This is a genomic window from Plesiomonas sp. (genome assembly GCF_051650925.1).
Lineage (GTDB): Bacteria > Pseudomonadota > Gammaproteobacteria > Enterobacterales > CAMTGL01 > Plesiomonas.
Genome location: NZ_JBOFRH010000384.1, coordinates 1 through 15,266, shown reverse-complemented (window position 1 = coordinate 15,266; position 15,266 = coordinate 1). Strand labels below are relative to the sequence as shown.

The following is a 15,266-nucleotide window of genomic DNA, read 5'->3' as shown; positions in this document are numbered from 1 at the left end:
AGTTGGAAGTGTTTGCGCAGAGGCAGTAACGCGCCGCGTTCGGGTTGCTGCTGAGGGGGCAGGTGCTCCCACTTTGGCCCGCCGACAGAACCAAATAAAATGGCATCGGCCGCTTCGCAGCCCGACAGTGTTTCTGCTGGCAGCGGTGTGCCGTGCAGATCAATGGCAATGCCGCCGACAGGGTGTTCGCTGTATGCCAAGCTGAAACCAAAATGTGGTTGCACTGCGGCCAGCACGTTAATCGCTTCTTGCATCACTTCTGGCCCGATACCGTCTCCGGCTAATACGGCGATAGTGTAGTGATTTGCCGCGGCGTTTGTTGTCATCCCTGTCATGATTGTGCTGCCTCTGTCCGTTGTTGGTGAATGCGTTGTGTCTCTTGAGAAACCCGCTGAGCACGGTGAATGGCGTTGATAACGTGGATCAGTGCCTGTGCAGAAGATTCGATAATGTCAGTTTCCAGCCCGACACCGTGGAAGCGGCGGCCCTGATAATCGGCCACGATATCGACCTGACCAAGCGCATCTTTGCCCTGACCCTTGGCCGATAGTTGGTAGTTCACAATGCTTATCTCATAACCGGTAATCCGGTTGATACACTGATAGACCGCATCGACCGGCCCGTTGCCGGTGGCTGCTTCGGTATATTCGTTATCACCGGCCTTTAGGCGTACTGATGCGGTGGCCATCACGCTGCCGCCTGATTGCACGCTCAGGTAGTTCAAACAAAAATGCTCTGACTCTTCCTGCTGCATATTGATAAAGGCCAGCGCTTCTAGATCATAATCAAACACCTGCCCCTTTTTATCGGCCAGTTTCAAAAAGGCGGCGTAGAGTGAGTCAATATCGTAATTGCTTTCTGAATAGCCCATCGCTTCCATGCGGTGTTTCACTGCGGCACGGCCTGAGCGTGAGGTCAGGTTTAACTGATTTTGGTTTAACCCAATAGATTCTGGGGTGATAATTTCGTAGTTCGATTTATTTTTCAGCATGCCATCTTGATGAATGCCAGAAGAGTGGGCAAAGGCGTTCGCGCCGACAATGGCCTTGTTTGCCTGTACCGGCATGTTGCACAACTGGCTGACCAATTGGCTTGTGCGGTGAATATCCTGATGGCGAATACCGGTGTGTACCCCCAGCAAATCAGCGCGGGTTTTGATGATCATCGCCACTTCTTCGAGTGAACAGTTACCGGCTCGCTCGCCGATCCCATTCATGGTGCACTCAATTTGCCGTGCACCGGCTTGTACTGCCGCAATCGAATTGGCGACTGACAACCCCAGATCGTTATGGCAATGCACCGAGATCACCGCCTGATCAATATTGGGTACACGGTTAAACAGAGTTTCGATAATGCCACCAAACTGGCTCGGAATGGTGTAACCCACCGTATCGGGAATGTTGATTGTTTTAGCACCGGCACGAATGGCGGCTTCAACCACGCGGCACAAATTATCAATCGGTGTTCGCCCTGCATCCTCACAAGAGAACTCCACATCATCGGTATATTGGCGGGCACGTTTTACTGCGCGTACCGCCATCTCAAGCACATCATCAAAACTGCGCTTAAGCTTGGTTTCGATATGTAACGTTGAAGTGGCAATAAAGGTATGAATGCGAAAGGCTTCGGCCACTTTCAATGATTCAGCGGCAACATCAATATCCTGATCGACCGCGCGGGCCAGTGCGCAGACTCGGCTGTGTTTGATATTGCGGGCAATGGTTTGTACTGACTCAAAATCGCCCGGTGAAGAGACAGGAAACCCGACCTCCATCACATCTACGCCCAAGCGCTCAAGCGCAAAGGCAATTTGCAACTTCTCTTTGACGCTCAGGCTGGCGCGTAGTGCCTGTTCCCCGTCGCGTAACGTGGTATCGAATATAATGACCTGATTGCTCATAATAAAAATTCCTTTTGCTGTCGTACCATCCCTGCGGTCAGCCGGAAAAAAAAGCCCGCGCTGACTGCGCGGGCTCGGGGATTTGGTTTGCTGACCGTTCTCGTTGCTACTTGAACAAACCCTGAGCTGACCCGCGCTGATAAGCAGCGAGTAGGAGTAGGTTAAGTAGCAGCGAAGTGATATTCATGGTCGCGTTCTCATTCATCTAATGATTCATTAAGGGATAAAGAGGTATCGGTTGGCGATAAAATATCCGCAATGCTTATGTGATACTTCAGATGTTATGCACTTGTCAATAGTTTGATTGGAATGGTTGAATCAGGGAAATAAAACTGCTGCAAAACTATCAATGAATTGTCATCTGGGGTTTATAGAGTAAAGCCAAGTCTGCTCGGTTCAATCAGGAGAAGTCTATGGTGCGTTTATCCTTGCGGCGTTTTGATCTGGCGGTTTCAACCTTTTGTTTATGCCACCGTTTCAACCACGCTGTCGCCCGCGTCTCCCGTATGGTGTCGCGTACCGGTGATGGCCCACTCTATCTGCTGGTGGGCGTGCTGCTTTACTACACTGAACCTCATGCGGGTACGCATTTTTTTCGCACCGGTTGTCTGGCATTTGCAGTTGAGCTGCCGATTTACTGGCTCCTGAAAAACAGCATCCGGCGTGATAGACCACTGAATCTTCCCTGTTTTATTGTGCCCTCTGATCGTTACAGCCTGCCGTCAGGCCACACTGCCGCCGCGTTTTTAATGACAGGGTTAGTGGCCGCTTACTATCCATTCTGGTTACCCATCGCCTTAAGTTGGGCCTTGCTGATAGGCCTGTCACGCGTACTGCTTGGCGTACACTTTCTGACAGACATTATTGCCGGTGCAATTTTGGGGTTGGGCTGCGCAACGCTGGCGCTGGAGTGGGCATGAAAATTTTATACGGGATACAAGGCACGGGAAATGGCCATCTGTCACGTGGCCGTGCCTTAGTGCCGGCATTACGGCAGCAAGGCGTTCAGGTGGATGTGATCTGCTCGGGGCGCAACCCGAATGACTATTTTGATATGCAGATTTTTGGCCGCTATCAGACCCGCAGAGGGCTGAGTTTTGTTTCACAGCACGGCAAAATTGCACTGGGAAAAACCGTTCGCCACAACCATCTGTTACAACTGCTGCGCGATATTCAGACTCTTGATCTGCGCGGATATGATCTGGTGTTAAGTGATTTTGAACCGGTCAGTGCATGGGCAGCACAGCGTGCCGGTGTGCCGAGCCTGACAGTCAGCCATCAGGCTGCCTTTCAATACCCTATTCTCAAAGAGGGGGATAGCCTGTTTAACCGCCAGCTAATGCGCCATTTTGCACCGGTACAACAGGCCATTGGCTTACACTGGTTTCACCATGATTGCCAGATCCTACCGCCGATTATTGATAGCAATACAACCCTGACCGCCAGCGATAATGGGCAGGTATTGGTATATCTGCCCTTTGAGAATTTAAACAGTATCTTGCATTGGCTCAGTGAGTGTCGGCATGCCAGATTTGACTGTTTTCATCCGGCGATAAAACAAGAGAAAAAACATAAAAATATCGGTTTGTATCCGCTGTCACATGCGCGTTTTCGTCAGGCTCTAGCAAGTTGCCACGGCGTGATTGCCAATGCCGGTTTTGAGCTGCCTTCTGAAGCGATGGCGCTAGGAAAAAAGCTGCTGGTAAAGCCGCTACAGGGGCAGTTTGAGCAGCAGAGTAATGCATTAACGCTCGATATTATGGGGTTGGCAACCCGCCTAAATCAGCTCGATCAGGGCGCGCTGCACCATTGGTTGCACAGCAGTGCGATTGGTCGTGTGGTTTTTCCTGATGTAGCCAGCGCGGTGGCCACTTGGGTAGCAGAGGGCGCATCCGGTGATGTTTCAGCCCTGAAAAAAGCCTTGTGGTCAAGTGTTGAGTTTCCAGAAAGTGTGGTTGAAAGTCTGCAAGATTGTACCCCGCTCGACAGCGATCTCTCGCTACCGGCACTGAACCTTTACACCGAATTTGGTTTATAAACCGAACTTAAAAAGCACAAACTGTCTAAAAAAGGCCATGTTTAGCCAGGTAGGAAACCCGATCCTGTTACATTTATGTGCTTTGTGAGTGCTTACTCATAAACAACTGTTTAAATCCTTTTCTTCTATCGACAAGTTCAGTTACACTTATTGTTATCTAAGCGTACAAGTGTACGCTGAAATTTACCCACGAATTTTAAGGTCCGAAGATGAAAGGTTATCACCTGATAGAACGTATCCAGGATCAGATTTCCCGTAATCCCGCAAAGGTTGCCATGCGTGATCAGCAAGGCAAAGCGTGGATTGACATCTGCTGGCAGGAAGCCAATGAGCGCCTGCGTGCCACTGCCCGTGCATTACTGAGCCTTGGCGTTGACGTACAAGAGCGTGTAGCGATTTTTTCCCAAAATATGGCTGAGTGGACACTCACTGACTTGGCTATTTTGCACCTGCGTGCCATTACAGTTCCGATTTACCCGACCAATACCACCGCACAAACGGCGTATGTGTTGGATGATGCCGATGTCCGCATTTTATTTGTTGGCGAACAGGCGCAGATGAATGCAGCCATTGCACTGCAAGAGACCTGCCCGCAGTTAACGCACATTATTGCTCTTGATCCGAAAGTTGATTTAAAAGGGTGCAGCATTGCCTGTCATCTGGCTGATTTTCGCCAACAAGGTACGGCAGAGTTTGATGCTGAGCTAGAGAGCCGTATTGCCAATCGTGATTTGGCCGATCTGTTTACCCTGATTTATACCTCGGGTACGACCGGTGAGCCGAAAGGGGTGATGCTCGATTACCGCAATATGGCCACACAGCTGCATTTGCACGATGATCGTTTAAGTCTGACCGAAGATGATGTCTCACTGAGCTTTTTGCCGTTGTCGCACGTCTTTGAGCGCGCATGGTGTTTTTATGTGCTGCACCGTGGTGCGGTGAATGTCTTTTTGCGTGATCCGCATAAAGCGCAGGCTGCGATGTTGGCAGTACGCCCAACTGTGATGTGTGCCGTTCCTCGCTTTTACGAAAAAGTGTTCAGCGCTATTCACGATAAAGTGGCAAAAGCACCGCTTATCCGCCGAATGCTGTTTAAGTGGGCAGTGAAAACCGGTGAACAGTATTTTTGGTGCTTGCGTCAGAAACGTCGCCCAAGTGCGCTGCTGCAGAGTAGCTATCGTCTGGCGGATAAACTGGTGTTGAGTAAATTGCGTGGTGCTCTGGGTGGGCGAACCCGTTTTTTACCGACATCAGGTGCAAAACTTGATGACGGTATTAACCTGTTTTTTCAGTCAATCGGTATCAATATTAAGTACGGTTACGGTATGACCGAAACTTGCGCCACCGTAACCTGCTGGGAAGATGACGAGTACCAATTTGGTTCTATCGGTACCCCGCTACCGGGTTTGGAAGTGCGGATTGCCGCAGACCAAGAGAATGAAATTCAGGTGCGTGGTACTTCGGTCATGCGTGGTTACTACAAAAAACCGGAAGAGACTGCAAACAGCTTTACCGCTGATGGTTGGTTAAAAACCGGTGATGCGGGCGCAGTTGACGAGCACGGAAACTTTTTTATCACCGAGCGAATTAAAGATCTGATGAAAACATCAGGTGGGAAGTATATCGCGCCGCAGATGATTGAAGGGGCGTTGGGGCAAGATCGCTTTATCGAACAAATTGCCGTGATTGCTGATACCCGTAAGTTTGTTTCAGCCTTAATTGTGCCTTGTTTTGAATCTTTAGAAGATTATGCGCGTAGCGTAAACATTAAATATCACGATCGTATGGAGCTGCTGAAAAATGGCCAGATCCGTGAAATGTTTGAGCAACGTCTGAAAAGTATTCAGAAAGAGCTGGCACGTTTTGAGCAAGTAAAACGTTTCACACTGCTGCCAGATGCCTTCACGATGGAGAGCGGCGAACTCACGCCAACCCTAAAACTGCGTCGGAAGATTATTTCACAGCGTTATCAGCGTGAAATTGACTCTATGTACGAATAGTGCGAATCAATAGTGACTTGCACTCTGTTCTCATGGAAAACCACCGCAAGGTGGTTTTTTTTATGCAGTGATCCCGCCCATAAGAAGATTTTGCTTCTTTCCCGTTGATTGAAATATTCCTCTGTATTTTATTAATTAACCCTGTGTTATCACTCTATTTCATATTTGCATTCATCTTGTGGCTAATTAACGTGCTGTAATGATGGACTTTGTTACAAAATCAACGTTAAAGTGAGTTAGGCCGTGGTTTTGCTCGTATCAGGTGAATTACAGAGTGAAACGGGGTAAAAAAAACATTAATACCACCACTGAAAATTAATAGATGCTTAGTAATCAATAAGATAAGCAACCATGCTGGAAGCTTAGGAATCGAATCCGACCGGGAGACAGACGTATGGAGATGTTGTCAGGCGCCGAAATGGTGGTGCAAGCACTGCACGATCAGGGCATTAAACATGTTTTCGGTTATCCGGGGGGAGCTGTGCTCGATATTTATGATGCACTGCATACCCTAGGCTGCATTGAACATGTGCTGGTTCGCCACGAGCAAGCGGCCGTGCATATGGCCGATGGCTATGCGCGGGCAACCGGACAAGTGGGGGTGGCGCTGGTCACATCAGGGCCAGGGGCAACAAACGCCATTACCGGCATTGCCACAGCCTACACCGACTCGATTCCGCTGGTGGTGCTCTCCGGTCAGGTAGCAACCAGCCTGATTGGTAATGATGCGTTTCAAGAGTGCGATATGGTCGGGATCTCTCGCCCAGTTGTGAAGCACAGCTTTTTGGTCAAACGCACTGAAGATATCCCGTTGGTGATGAAAAAGGCCTTCTATATTGCTGCATCCGGCCGCCCGGGGCCGGTGGTGGTTGATTTACCCAAAGATATTCTTAATCCCGCCAATAAGCTGCCATACAGTTATCCTGAAAGTGTGGAGTTGCGCTCATATCACCCGAATGTAACAGGGCATACCGGACAGATTAAAAAAGGTCTGCAAGCGCTGCTTGCTGCCCGCCAGCCGGTGATTTATGCCGGTGGTGGTGTCATTGGGGCTAATTGCAGTGAATTGCTGACAGCGTTTGCCCACAAGTTAAATGTACCCGTAACGACCACGTTAATGGGGCTGGGCGCATTTCCCGGTAATGATCCGCAAAGTGTCGGTATGCTGGGTATGCACGGTACCTATGAAGCCAATATGGTGATGCACAATGCAGATCTGATTTTTGCGATTGGTGTGCGTTTTGACGATCGCACCACCAATAACGTGGCAAAATATTGTCCGAATGCCACGATTTTGCACATTGATATTGATCCTACCTCGATCTCGAAAACCATTGCGGTTGATATTCCGATCGTCGGTTGTGCTGAAAATGTGCTGAAGAAAATGCTGACATTGTTAGATGAGCACCATACCGCTCATGATCCGGCAGTGCTGGCCGACTGGTGGCAACAAATTAGTCAGTGGCGTGCCCGTAAGTGCCTTGATTTCCCACGTGATAGCGTAAAAATCAAACCGCAGGCGGCCATTGAAGCCTTGTACAAACTGACGCAGGGCGATGCCTATGTCACCTCTGATGTTGGGCAGCATCAGATGTTTGCCGCGCTGTATTACCCGTTTGCCAAACCGCGCCGTTGGATTAACTCCGGTGGGTTGGGCACGATGGGCTTTGGCTTCCCTGCTGCTATCGGCGTTAAAATGGCACTGCCCCATGAGCAAGTGGTGTGTGTGACCGGTGATGGCAGTATTCAGATGAATATTCAAGAGCTCTCTACAGCGCTGCAATATGATGTTCCGGTGGTGATTGTTAATCTTAATAACCGCTTTTTAGGGATGGTGAAGCAGTGGCAAGATATGATCTATTCTGGCCGCCATTCACACTCTTATATGGAATCTCTGCCTGATTTTGTCAAAATTGCCGAAGCCTATGGGCATGTCGGCATTGCAATTCGTACACCTGAAGAGCTAGAGCCGAAATTAGCGCAGGCCTTGGCGATTAAAAATCGTTTAGTGTTTGTGGATATTACCGTGGATGAAACTGAGCACGTTTACCCGATGCTGGTACGCGGTGGTGCTATGGATGAAATGTGGTTAAGTAAAACGGAGAGAACTTAATGCGCAGGATCTTATCGGTATTATTAGAGAACGAGTCTGGGGCATTATCCCGTGTTATTGGGTTGTTTTCCCAGCGTGGTTATAATATTGAAACATTAACTGTTGCACCAACTGATGATCCAACACTCTCACGAATTACCATAGTGACGGCGGGTGAAGAGAATGTATTGGAGCAGATTGAAAAACAACTGCATAAATTAATTGATGTACTGAAAGTCAGTGACTTAACACAAGGCCCGCATGTTGAACGTGAGTTAATGCTGGTAAAAATGCAGGCCCCCGCTGGGGTGCGTGATGAGCTAAAACGGATCACCGACATTTTCCGCGGACAAATTGTGGATGTCAGTACGGTGTTGTATACCGTGCAGTTAACCGGAACGAGTGAAAAGCTTGATGCGTTTTTAGCGTCGGTAAAAGGCTGCACCGAAATTGTTGAGGTGGCACGTTCTGGTGTTGTCGGAATTTCGCGTGGTGAGCGTTCGGTATTTGGCTGAGAATCAGTGTTATGCCCTGTTTTGGGTATTAAAATGTAAACGTGAATTTACCGTTAGTCGAGTGTAAAAAAAGCGGGCATTTAAATGCCCGCTTTTTGTTTTATATGCGTATTTTTTGATATTGTTAACCGGGTGGTTATTAACATCTAGGTTGACCCTGTATGTTATATGCGGAGTTTGTTCGGTTAAGCAGTTTGACTGTTTTTTATTTTTACCCGTTACCGTTTATCTTCTTTTTCAGATCTTTTTCTTCCTGTTGTTGGCGTTCTGATTTTGTTTCCTTATATCATTTTATTATTACTTTTATTTTGTATGTTAATTCTCTGGCGTTATGGTATTAACGGCTTATTTTTATTTGCTATATCCTATTAACGTATTTGTGTTTTGTTTTTTTGTGCTTATACCTTTTAGCATCATTGATGATTTTTATTTACTAAGCCGGTACATTTTGTGATGTCTCAATATTTTCAAGCTGTTGAATTGATTTTTTAAACAGATCAAACGCACGGCTAGAGTGCTGCTCAGTTAGCATTATTGCTCGTGGAATGTCACGGTTAAGTACTGCTTGCATCAGCTTTTCGTGCTCGCCGTTATCATGATAACGCTTATCATAATCTAAATGCACACTCACCCATACGTGCCGATAGCGGGCAATTTGCTCAAGAATATTTTGCAAAAACTCCTGCATTTTAGGGTTATTACTGCCGCTAAACAGGGCTAAATGAAACTGATTGTGCCTGATTTCCCACTCATCATAATCAATATTCGGGTTTGCTGGATCATCTATTCTGGCCAGTTTATGGTGGCTAGTCAGGACATTAAGCTCCCACTCTTCACTGCCTTGCTCGATAGATTTTGTCAGCAAAATACGTTCTAAAATCTGTCTGGTTTCAAGAATATCTTCCAATTCGGCAACGGAAACCGGAGCAACCCAACAGCCTTTTTGTGGCTCAATACAGACAAATTTTGACCATGATAACTTAATGAGGGCTTCACGAATGGGTGATGCACCCACGCCGTAACGCTCTTTTAATTCTGCGACAACCAGTTTTTGATTTGGCTTTAATATTCCTAACAGAATGTCTTTTTTTATAATATGGAATATTTTATCAGTGATGGTTTGACTCGACACACTTCCTCCCCAAAAAACAACATACAGATCAATGAATGGTGACGGTAAATAAATGAAGCTCTGTTGCTTTTTTTGACCGCAGAGTATGTCGTTTTTATAACAGGCCTACTATTGCATATCAAAAAATTACATGGAAAGTGTGAGCAACAAAGAGTTTATTTTTCTCTATTTAGGTTCACACGGTTGAGCTGTAAATAAAGTGCTAAATACGTGAGATTAAAACTAAAAAAATATTGCATAGAGCGGTGATTATGCGGTTAGATCTTCAATTATGTGTAAATCTCATCAAAAGGGGATTGTAGTGAAATTAGATGAGATCGCCCGATTAGCCGGAGTGTCACGTACTACGGCCAGTTATGTCATTAATGGCAAGGCAAAACAGTACCGTGTGAGCGATAAAACGGTCGAGAAAGTGATGGCGGTCGTGCGCGAGCACAACTATCAGCCCAATGCAGTGGCGGCTGGTTTGCGGGCAGGGCGAACCCGTTCGATTGGGTTAGTGATCCCCGATCTGGAGAACACCAGTTATACCCGTATTGCGAACCATTTAGAGCGCCGTGCGCGTCAGCATGGTTATCAATTACTGATTGCCTGCTCGGAAGATAATACTGACAACGAGATGCGCTGTGTTAGCCATTTGTTGCAGCGTCAGGTAGATGCTCTGATTGTCTCTACGGCGCTTTCATCAACCCATGCGTTTTATCAGCAGTGGGCAGGGCGCGATTTGCCGATTATCGCCCTTGACCGTGCGCTTGATCCCCAGCACTTTATCAGTGTTGTAGGGGCTGACCGTGCTGATGCTGAAGTGCTCGGACATGAGCTGTTGCAGCAAAAAGATGTTGCTTCGATTGTTTATGTGGGCGCACTGCCTGAGTTATCGGTAAGTCAGCTGCGTGAGCAGGGTTTTCGTCAGGCTTGTGAAGGGGATAAGCGCAGTATCACTTATCTGCATGCGGCCAGTTATGAGCGTGATGCTGCTGCCGCACGTTTTAAAACATGGTTGCAGGATAATCCACTGCCTGATGCCCTGTTTACAACGTCGTTTGCACTGTTGCAAGGCGTGCTTGATGAGATCATTGCTCATTACGGCAAGATCCCCTCTTCACTGACGATTGCCACATTTGGTGATCACGAATTATTAGATTTTCTGGGCTGTAAGGTGATGTCACTGTCACAGCGCCATCGTGATGTGGCTGAAACCGTATTGAAACTGGTGTTGGATAGCCTTGATGGTACTGACAAACCGCAGCCGGGAATGACCCGTATGCAGCGTAAGCTGACATGGCGCGGTACGTTGAGCCGTTTGCATAGCGCAGAGTAAGCGTTTAGCTGTGTTACCAAAAATAATCCGCGCACCTGCCTTTACAGGTAGGTGCGCCATTTACGTCATTACCGTGTAATAGCGTAAATAGCGCAGTACATGAAAAACCACGCCATTAGAACAATAGAACTACCACCACCACACCGTATATCAGTATTGAACCTCAGATCTCCGGCTGCCAGTTAATCGGTGCTAAGCCTTTTTGCTGTAAAATCTGGTTGGTTTGTGAGAAGTGTTTACACCCGAGAAAACCGCGGTGTGCCGAAAGCGGTGAAGGGTGTGGCGCGGTTAATACATGATGGCGCTGACGATCAATCATCTGCCCTTTTTTCTGTGCATGCGCCCCCCATAGCAGGAAAATAACCCCCTCGCGGTGCGTATTAATTGCGGAAATTACTGCATCGGTAAAGGTTTCCCAGCCAAATTTGGCGTGTGAATGCGCTTTGCTGCGCTCTACGGTTAATACCGTGTTGAGCAGTAAAATTCCCTGCGTTGTCCAGCTGCTTAAACAGCCATGATTGGGTATTTCAAAGCCAGGAATATCGGTTTTCAGCTCTTTATACATATTGAGCAGTGAAGGGGGCGTTGCAATGCCCGGTTGCACTGAAAAGCATAATCCGTGTGCCTGATTCGGCCCGTGATACGGGTCTTGCCCCAGAATGACGACTTTCACCTGATCAAATGGTGTATAGCGAAACGCACTGAAAACATCTTTTTCTGGGGGATAAATCTCTTTTCCTGCAGCTCTTTCTGCGGAAACGCGCTGCATGATATCCATAAAATAGGGTTGTTGCTTTTCCGCCCCAATAACCGAACTCCAGGTTTGTTCTGGCATGTTGAACCTCTTCGTGATTCAGCAAAATGAGCAGAACGATAACGCTACTCATCTCTCATCAATAGATAGAAAGCTCTCAGCTTACCCTGTTGCCCATCACACTGACCAGCCGCAGTTTTGGCTGCATTGTCTCTTTGTTGCTATGCTGTTAACAAAAGGCGGGCGATGTTGAGGTATTTATGTCGATGATCAGTGCAAAAGAGTTTGCTCAGTGGCTGTTTGAGCGTTTTAAAAATAATAAACAGGGGGTTTATTTAACCCGTAAAGACATTAGCTTACTGACCGGTCGAACCAAGTTTTCGCTCGATTTTGTACACGATATTCACCATGAGCTGATGCCGCTTGGCATGGCGTTCTCAACGGATACGACCCGTGAGTATTTTTTCTTATTGCCTCTGTCGCAACAATACTGGCGGCATGCACTGGAAGAGCAGTATCAGCATGATTTTATGAATGTCTTACAGTTCGATAAATTAGAGAAGAACTAAACCCGAATCTAGATCAGTTTTTACCTGTTCTGAATTTACGCGCGTAAAGTTAAATGTGCGGTAGATCATTTTTAGCCGTGCAATTAGCCCTTACTTTTGATCTGGATATTGACATAAATCAAGCAAGGTCACACAATAACCATCAACAAAGGTTGTAAACTATCAACTCTTTCTATAATTACCTTGCGGGAGATCGCTATGATTACTGGAATTCAGATCACTAAAGCAGCAAATGACTCACTGCTGAACTCTTTCTGGTTACTAGACAGCACCACTAATGAAGCACGTTGTGTTTGTGCTAAAAGTGATTTTGCTGAAGACCAGATCGTACCGGTTAACGAACTGGGTGACATTGAGTACCGCGAAGTGGCGCTAGATGTAGCACCAACAGTACGTGTGGAAGGTGGTCAGCACCTGAACGTTAACGTACTCAAGCGTGAAACACTTGAAGATGCGGTAAATCACCCAGAGAAGTACCCACAACTGACTATTCGTGTTTCTGGTTATGCAGTGCGTTTCAACTCACTGACCCCAGAACAGCAGCGTGACGTGATTACCCGTACCTTTACACAAAGCCTGTAAGTATTGGTGATACACCGCTAAGTTGTTTATTTAGCTGCAAAAAAGGAGACTTTATGTCTCCTTTTTTATTTGGATCGTTGTTACATTCCTCTCATCTCTTCCTTGCATTCTAGTCACAGATGTTTCGCTGTTTTTATGGTAGTTTATTCAACAATGCTAGCGGTTCGTTATGACTAGCAATAAAAAAGTGATAAACCACGATTAAGTACAGGAATTCTTACATGAAATTAATAGCGAAACTCATCGCCGGGATACTGGCTGGGGTGATCTTCGGCTTTCTTGCCCCCGAATGGTTTTTACGTACACTCTTAACCGTAAAAGTGCTGATTGGTGAAATGATTAATTTTACTATCCCACTGATTATTTTGTTTTTTATTACCAGTGGCATTGCCAGTTTGCCGCAAAATTCGGGTAAGTTGCTCGGTAAAACGGTGGGGCTGGCGTACGCCTCAACCATTGTTGCCGGTACAGTAGCGTTTCTGATTGCCAGTCAGGTTATTCCGCTGTTAACACCGGTCACTGAATCTGTTGCACACAATGCGGTAAAATTAGAGCCATTTATGCAGATGTCGATTCCCCCTCTATTTGGGGTGATGACCGCACTGGCAACGGCATTTTTATTCGGGATCGGGATCAGTAAAACACAGAACGTCACACTGAAATCCGCCAGTGATGGTGGCCGTGACATTATTGATGGTTTACTGGCAAAGGTCATTATTCCTTTGCTGCCACTGTATATTGCGGGCGTTTTTGCCGAAATGACCCTTGATGGTACAGTCTTTAGCACCTTGAAAACGTTCGGTATTGTGTTGGTTCTGGCAATCAGTATGCACTGGTTATGGTTGACCGTACTGTATGTTGCTGCGGGCTTGGTATCTGGCCGTTCACCGCTATTTTTACTGCGTACTATGCTGCCAGCCTATTTTACTGCAGTGGGGACGATGTCATCTGCCGCCACTATTCCAGTCACATTGCGCCAGAGTAAAGCAATGGGGGTGAGTGAGGGGGTGGCAAACTTTACCGTTCCACTGTGCGCGACCATTCATCTCTCCGGTTCGACCATTACCTTAGTGACCTGTGCGACTGCGGTTATGTATCTGGCACAGCACATGGCTATTCCAAGCCTGCTGACCATGCTGCCGTTTATTTTGATGCTGGGTGTTACTATGATTGCTGCGCCAGGTGCTCCCGGTGGTGCGGTCATGTCAGCACTGGGTCTGTTGGGCTCAATGCTCGGGTTTACCGAAGCACAGTTGGCACTGATGATTGCGCTGTATCTGGCTCAAGATAGTTTTGGTACGGCCTGTAACGTGACCGGTGATGGGGCAATCAGTTTACTGGTTGATAATGGCCTGCCGCATGAGAATCCGAATCAGGCTAAGGCTACGCAGGCGTAAGCCGCGTGGTTTAGTCCGGTTGAACGGCATGTTTTCATGTTTTTGATGATCACGGCAACTTTCCGGCAATACAGAAGGCGCTTCCTTGTCAGAGGGTCGCGCCTTCTTTGCGTGGTATGGTGTTTACTGTTTGGCGGGGTGCTCAGTGGTTGCGCGCCTTCGGCAATGAGCTTTCGCACTGACGAAGCTTGTACTCCACGTTTATCGCTACATTTATTGTATGAAGCGCAAAATCCTGACGCGACTGCGTTTCGTAACAGTGAAGATGAGCGTTTTTATTTGTCTGCGCCATTACTGCAATGCCAGCATATTGATGATGTTTTTTATATCTATTCAATGGATGGCAGTGGGCCAACCATTCGGCTGGATTTGTCAGCTCAAGGGCAAGCGATACTATCGACACAAACCCGTGAACATGTGCGGGGCAATTTGGCAGTACTGATTGATGGGCAACTGCTCTCGATGCCAATTATTCAGATGCCGATAGATGGCAGCTCATTGCTGATTGACGGCATTGCTGATGAGGTTGTAGCAAAGTCATTGGTCCATTCGATACGAGCTCAAAGTAATATCGGCCGTTATCAGCAGGCGATAAGCACAGTGCCTCCGGTGATTTTTCAAGCCGGAATGCCGTTGTTTCCGGTAGAAAAAAGTACGCTTGTACCCACACTGCCGCAGCCCGATGCGTCATTATCGGGTCAGGTCGAGATTGCAACACCATTGGCAACTGTAACGCCGACTGCCGATACCCCCGAAACGGATATGCCGGATGCTACTAACGCAGCGCAAGCGTTAAGCAGTCCCCCGCCAGCTTTTGTGCCTACGGAGCTTATATCAACGCCATCAGCAGGATTAAGTGAACCGGATATCTCTGCGGTAAGGCAAAAACTGCGTTCAATGCCGACCAGTGCCTATACTATTCAGCTGATTGCTACCCCAAACTATCCGTTAGCCAAGGCGGTAGAG

14 protein-coding genes are annotated in these 15,266 nt (G+C 47.4%); 10 read left to right on the top strand and 4 right to left on the bottom strand.

What is annotated here, in order from left to right; all coding sequences use genetic code 11:
• Nucleotides 1-326, bottom strand: a 326-nt coding sequence (locus ACRC27_RS08795) for an isocitrate/isopropylmalate family dehydrogenase (protein ID WP_438639710.1), incomplete at its 3' end; no start/stop codon positions are given.
• A 5-nt stretch (nt 327-331) separates the two neighbouring features.
• Complete coding sequence (leuA, locus tag ACRC27_RS08790) at nt 332-1,900, bottom strand: 2-isopropylmalate synthase (RefSeq protein ID WP_438635059.1); 1,569 nt, start codon at nt 1,898-1,900, stop codon at nt 332-334.
• Nucleotides 1,901-2,313: 413 nt separating this feature from the next.
• Between leuA and ACRC27_RS08785 the strand changes: the two genes are divergently transcribed.
• From ACRC27_RS08785 to ilvN, 5 genes are all read left to right on the top strand, one after another.
• A complete protein-coding gene (locus ACRC27_RS08785; protein WP_438623493.1) occupies nt 2,314-2,820 on the top strand; it encodes a phosphatase PAP2 family protein in 507 nt (168 codons plus the stop codon).
• Nucleotides 2,817-3,938, top strand: a complete 1,122-nt coding sequence (locus tag ACRC27_RS08780; protein ID WP_438629360.1) for an MJ1255/VC2487 family glycosyltransferase — start codon at nt 2,817-2,819, stop codon at nt 3,936-3,938. The genes ACRC27_RS08785 and ACRC27_RS08780 overlap by 4 nt, the downstream gene beginning before the upstream one ends.
• Nucleotides 3,939-4,147: 209 nt before the next feature.
• On the top strand, nt 4,148-5,938 hold the full coding sequence (locus ACRC27_RS08775; RefSeq protein WP_438629362.1) for an AMP-dependent synthetase/ligase: 1,791 nt from the start codon (nt 4,148-4,150) through the stop codon (nt 5,936-5,938).
• Nucleotides 5,939-6,332: 394 nt separating this feature from the next.
• Nucleotides 6,333-8,051, top strand: coding sequence for an acetolactate synthase 3 large subunit (gene ilvI, locus ACRC27_RS08770; RefSeq protein ID WP_438623496.1), 1,719 nt, complete (start codon nt 6,333-6,335; stop codon nt 8,049-8,051).
• A complete protein-coding gene (ilvN, locus tag ACRC27_RS08765) occupies nt 8,051-8,545 on the top strand; it encodes an acetolactate synthase small subunit (RefSeq protein WP_438623497.1) in 495 nt (164 codons plus the stop codon). The genes ilvI and ilvN overlap by 1 nt, the downstream gene beginning before the upstream one ends.
• Nucleotides 8,546-8,978: 433 nt before the next feature.
• On the opposite strand, the gene ACRC27_RS08760 is transcribed toward ilvN, so the two are convergent.
• Nucleotides 8,979-9,677, bottom strand: a complete 699-nt coding sequence (locus tag ACRC27_RS08760; protein ID WP_438623498.1) for a GntR family transcriptional regulator — start codon at nt 9,675-9,677, stop codon at nt 8,979-8,981.
• 301 nt (nt 9,678-9,978) lie between these two features.
• Here ACRC27_RS08760 and cra point away from each other — a divergent pair, with 301 nt between their 5' ends.
• Complete coding sequence (gene cra, locus ACRC27_RS08755) at nt 9,979-10,998, top strand: catabolite repressor/activator (RefSeq protein ID WP_438631134.1); 1,020 nt, start codon at nt 9,979-9,981, stop codon at nt 10,996-10,998.
• Nucleotides 10,999-11,161: 163 nt separating this feature from the next.
• On the opposite strand, the gene ung is transcribed toward cra, so the two are convergent.
• Complete coding sequence (gene ung / locus ACRC27_RS08750; RefSeq protein WP_438631136.1) at nt 11,162-11,833, bottom strand: uracil-DNA glycosylase; 672 nt, start codon at nt 11,831-11,833, stop codon at nt 11,162-11,164.
• Nucleotides 11,834-12,012: 179 nt separating this feature from the next.
• Between ung and ACRC27_RS08745 the strand changes: the two genes are divergently transcribed.
• The 4 genes from ACRC27_RS08745 to ACRC27_RS08730 form a co-directional block, all read left to right on the top strand.
• Nucleotides 12,013-12,321, top strand: a complete 309-nt coding sequence (locus tag ACRC27_RS08745) for a hypothetical protein (RefSeq protein ID WP_438623501.1) — start codon at nt 12,013-12,015, stop codon at nt 12,319-12,321.
• 198 nt (nt 12,322-12,519) lie between these two features.
• Nucleotides 12,520-12,903, top strand: a complete 384-nt coding sequence (grcA, locus tag ACRC27_RS08740) for an autonomous glycyl radical cofactor GrcA (RefSeq protein WP_438623502.1) — start codon at nt 12,520-12,522, stop codon at nt 12,901-12,903.
• Between the two features lie 221 nt (nt 12,904-13,124).
• Nucleotides 13,125-14,300 carry a dicarboxylate/amino acid:cation symporter gene (locus tag ACRC27_RS08735; RefSeq protein ID WP_438623503.1) on the top strand — a complete coding sequence of 392 codons (1,176 nt, stop codon included), beginning with the start codon at nt 13,125-13,127 and terminating at the stop codon, nt 14,298-14,300.
• 36 nt (nt 14,301-14,336) lie between these two features.
• Nucleotides 14,337-15,266, top strand: a 930-nt coding sequence (locus tag ACRC27_RS08730) for a SecDF P1 head subdomain-containing protein (RefSeq protein ID WP_438639709.1), incomplete at its 3' end; no start/stop codon positions are given.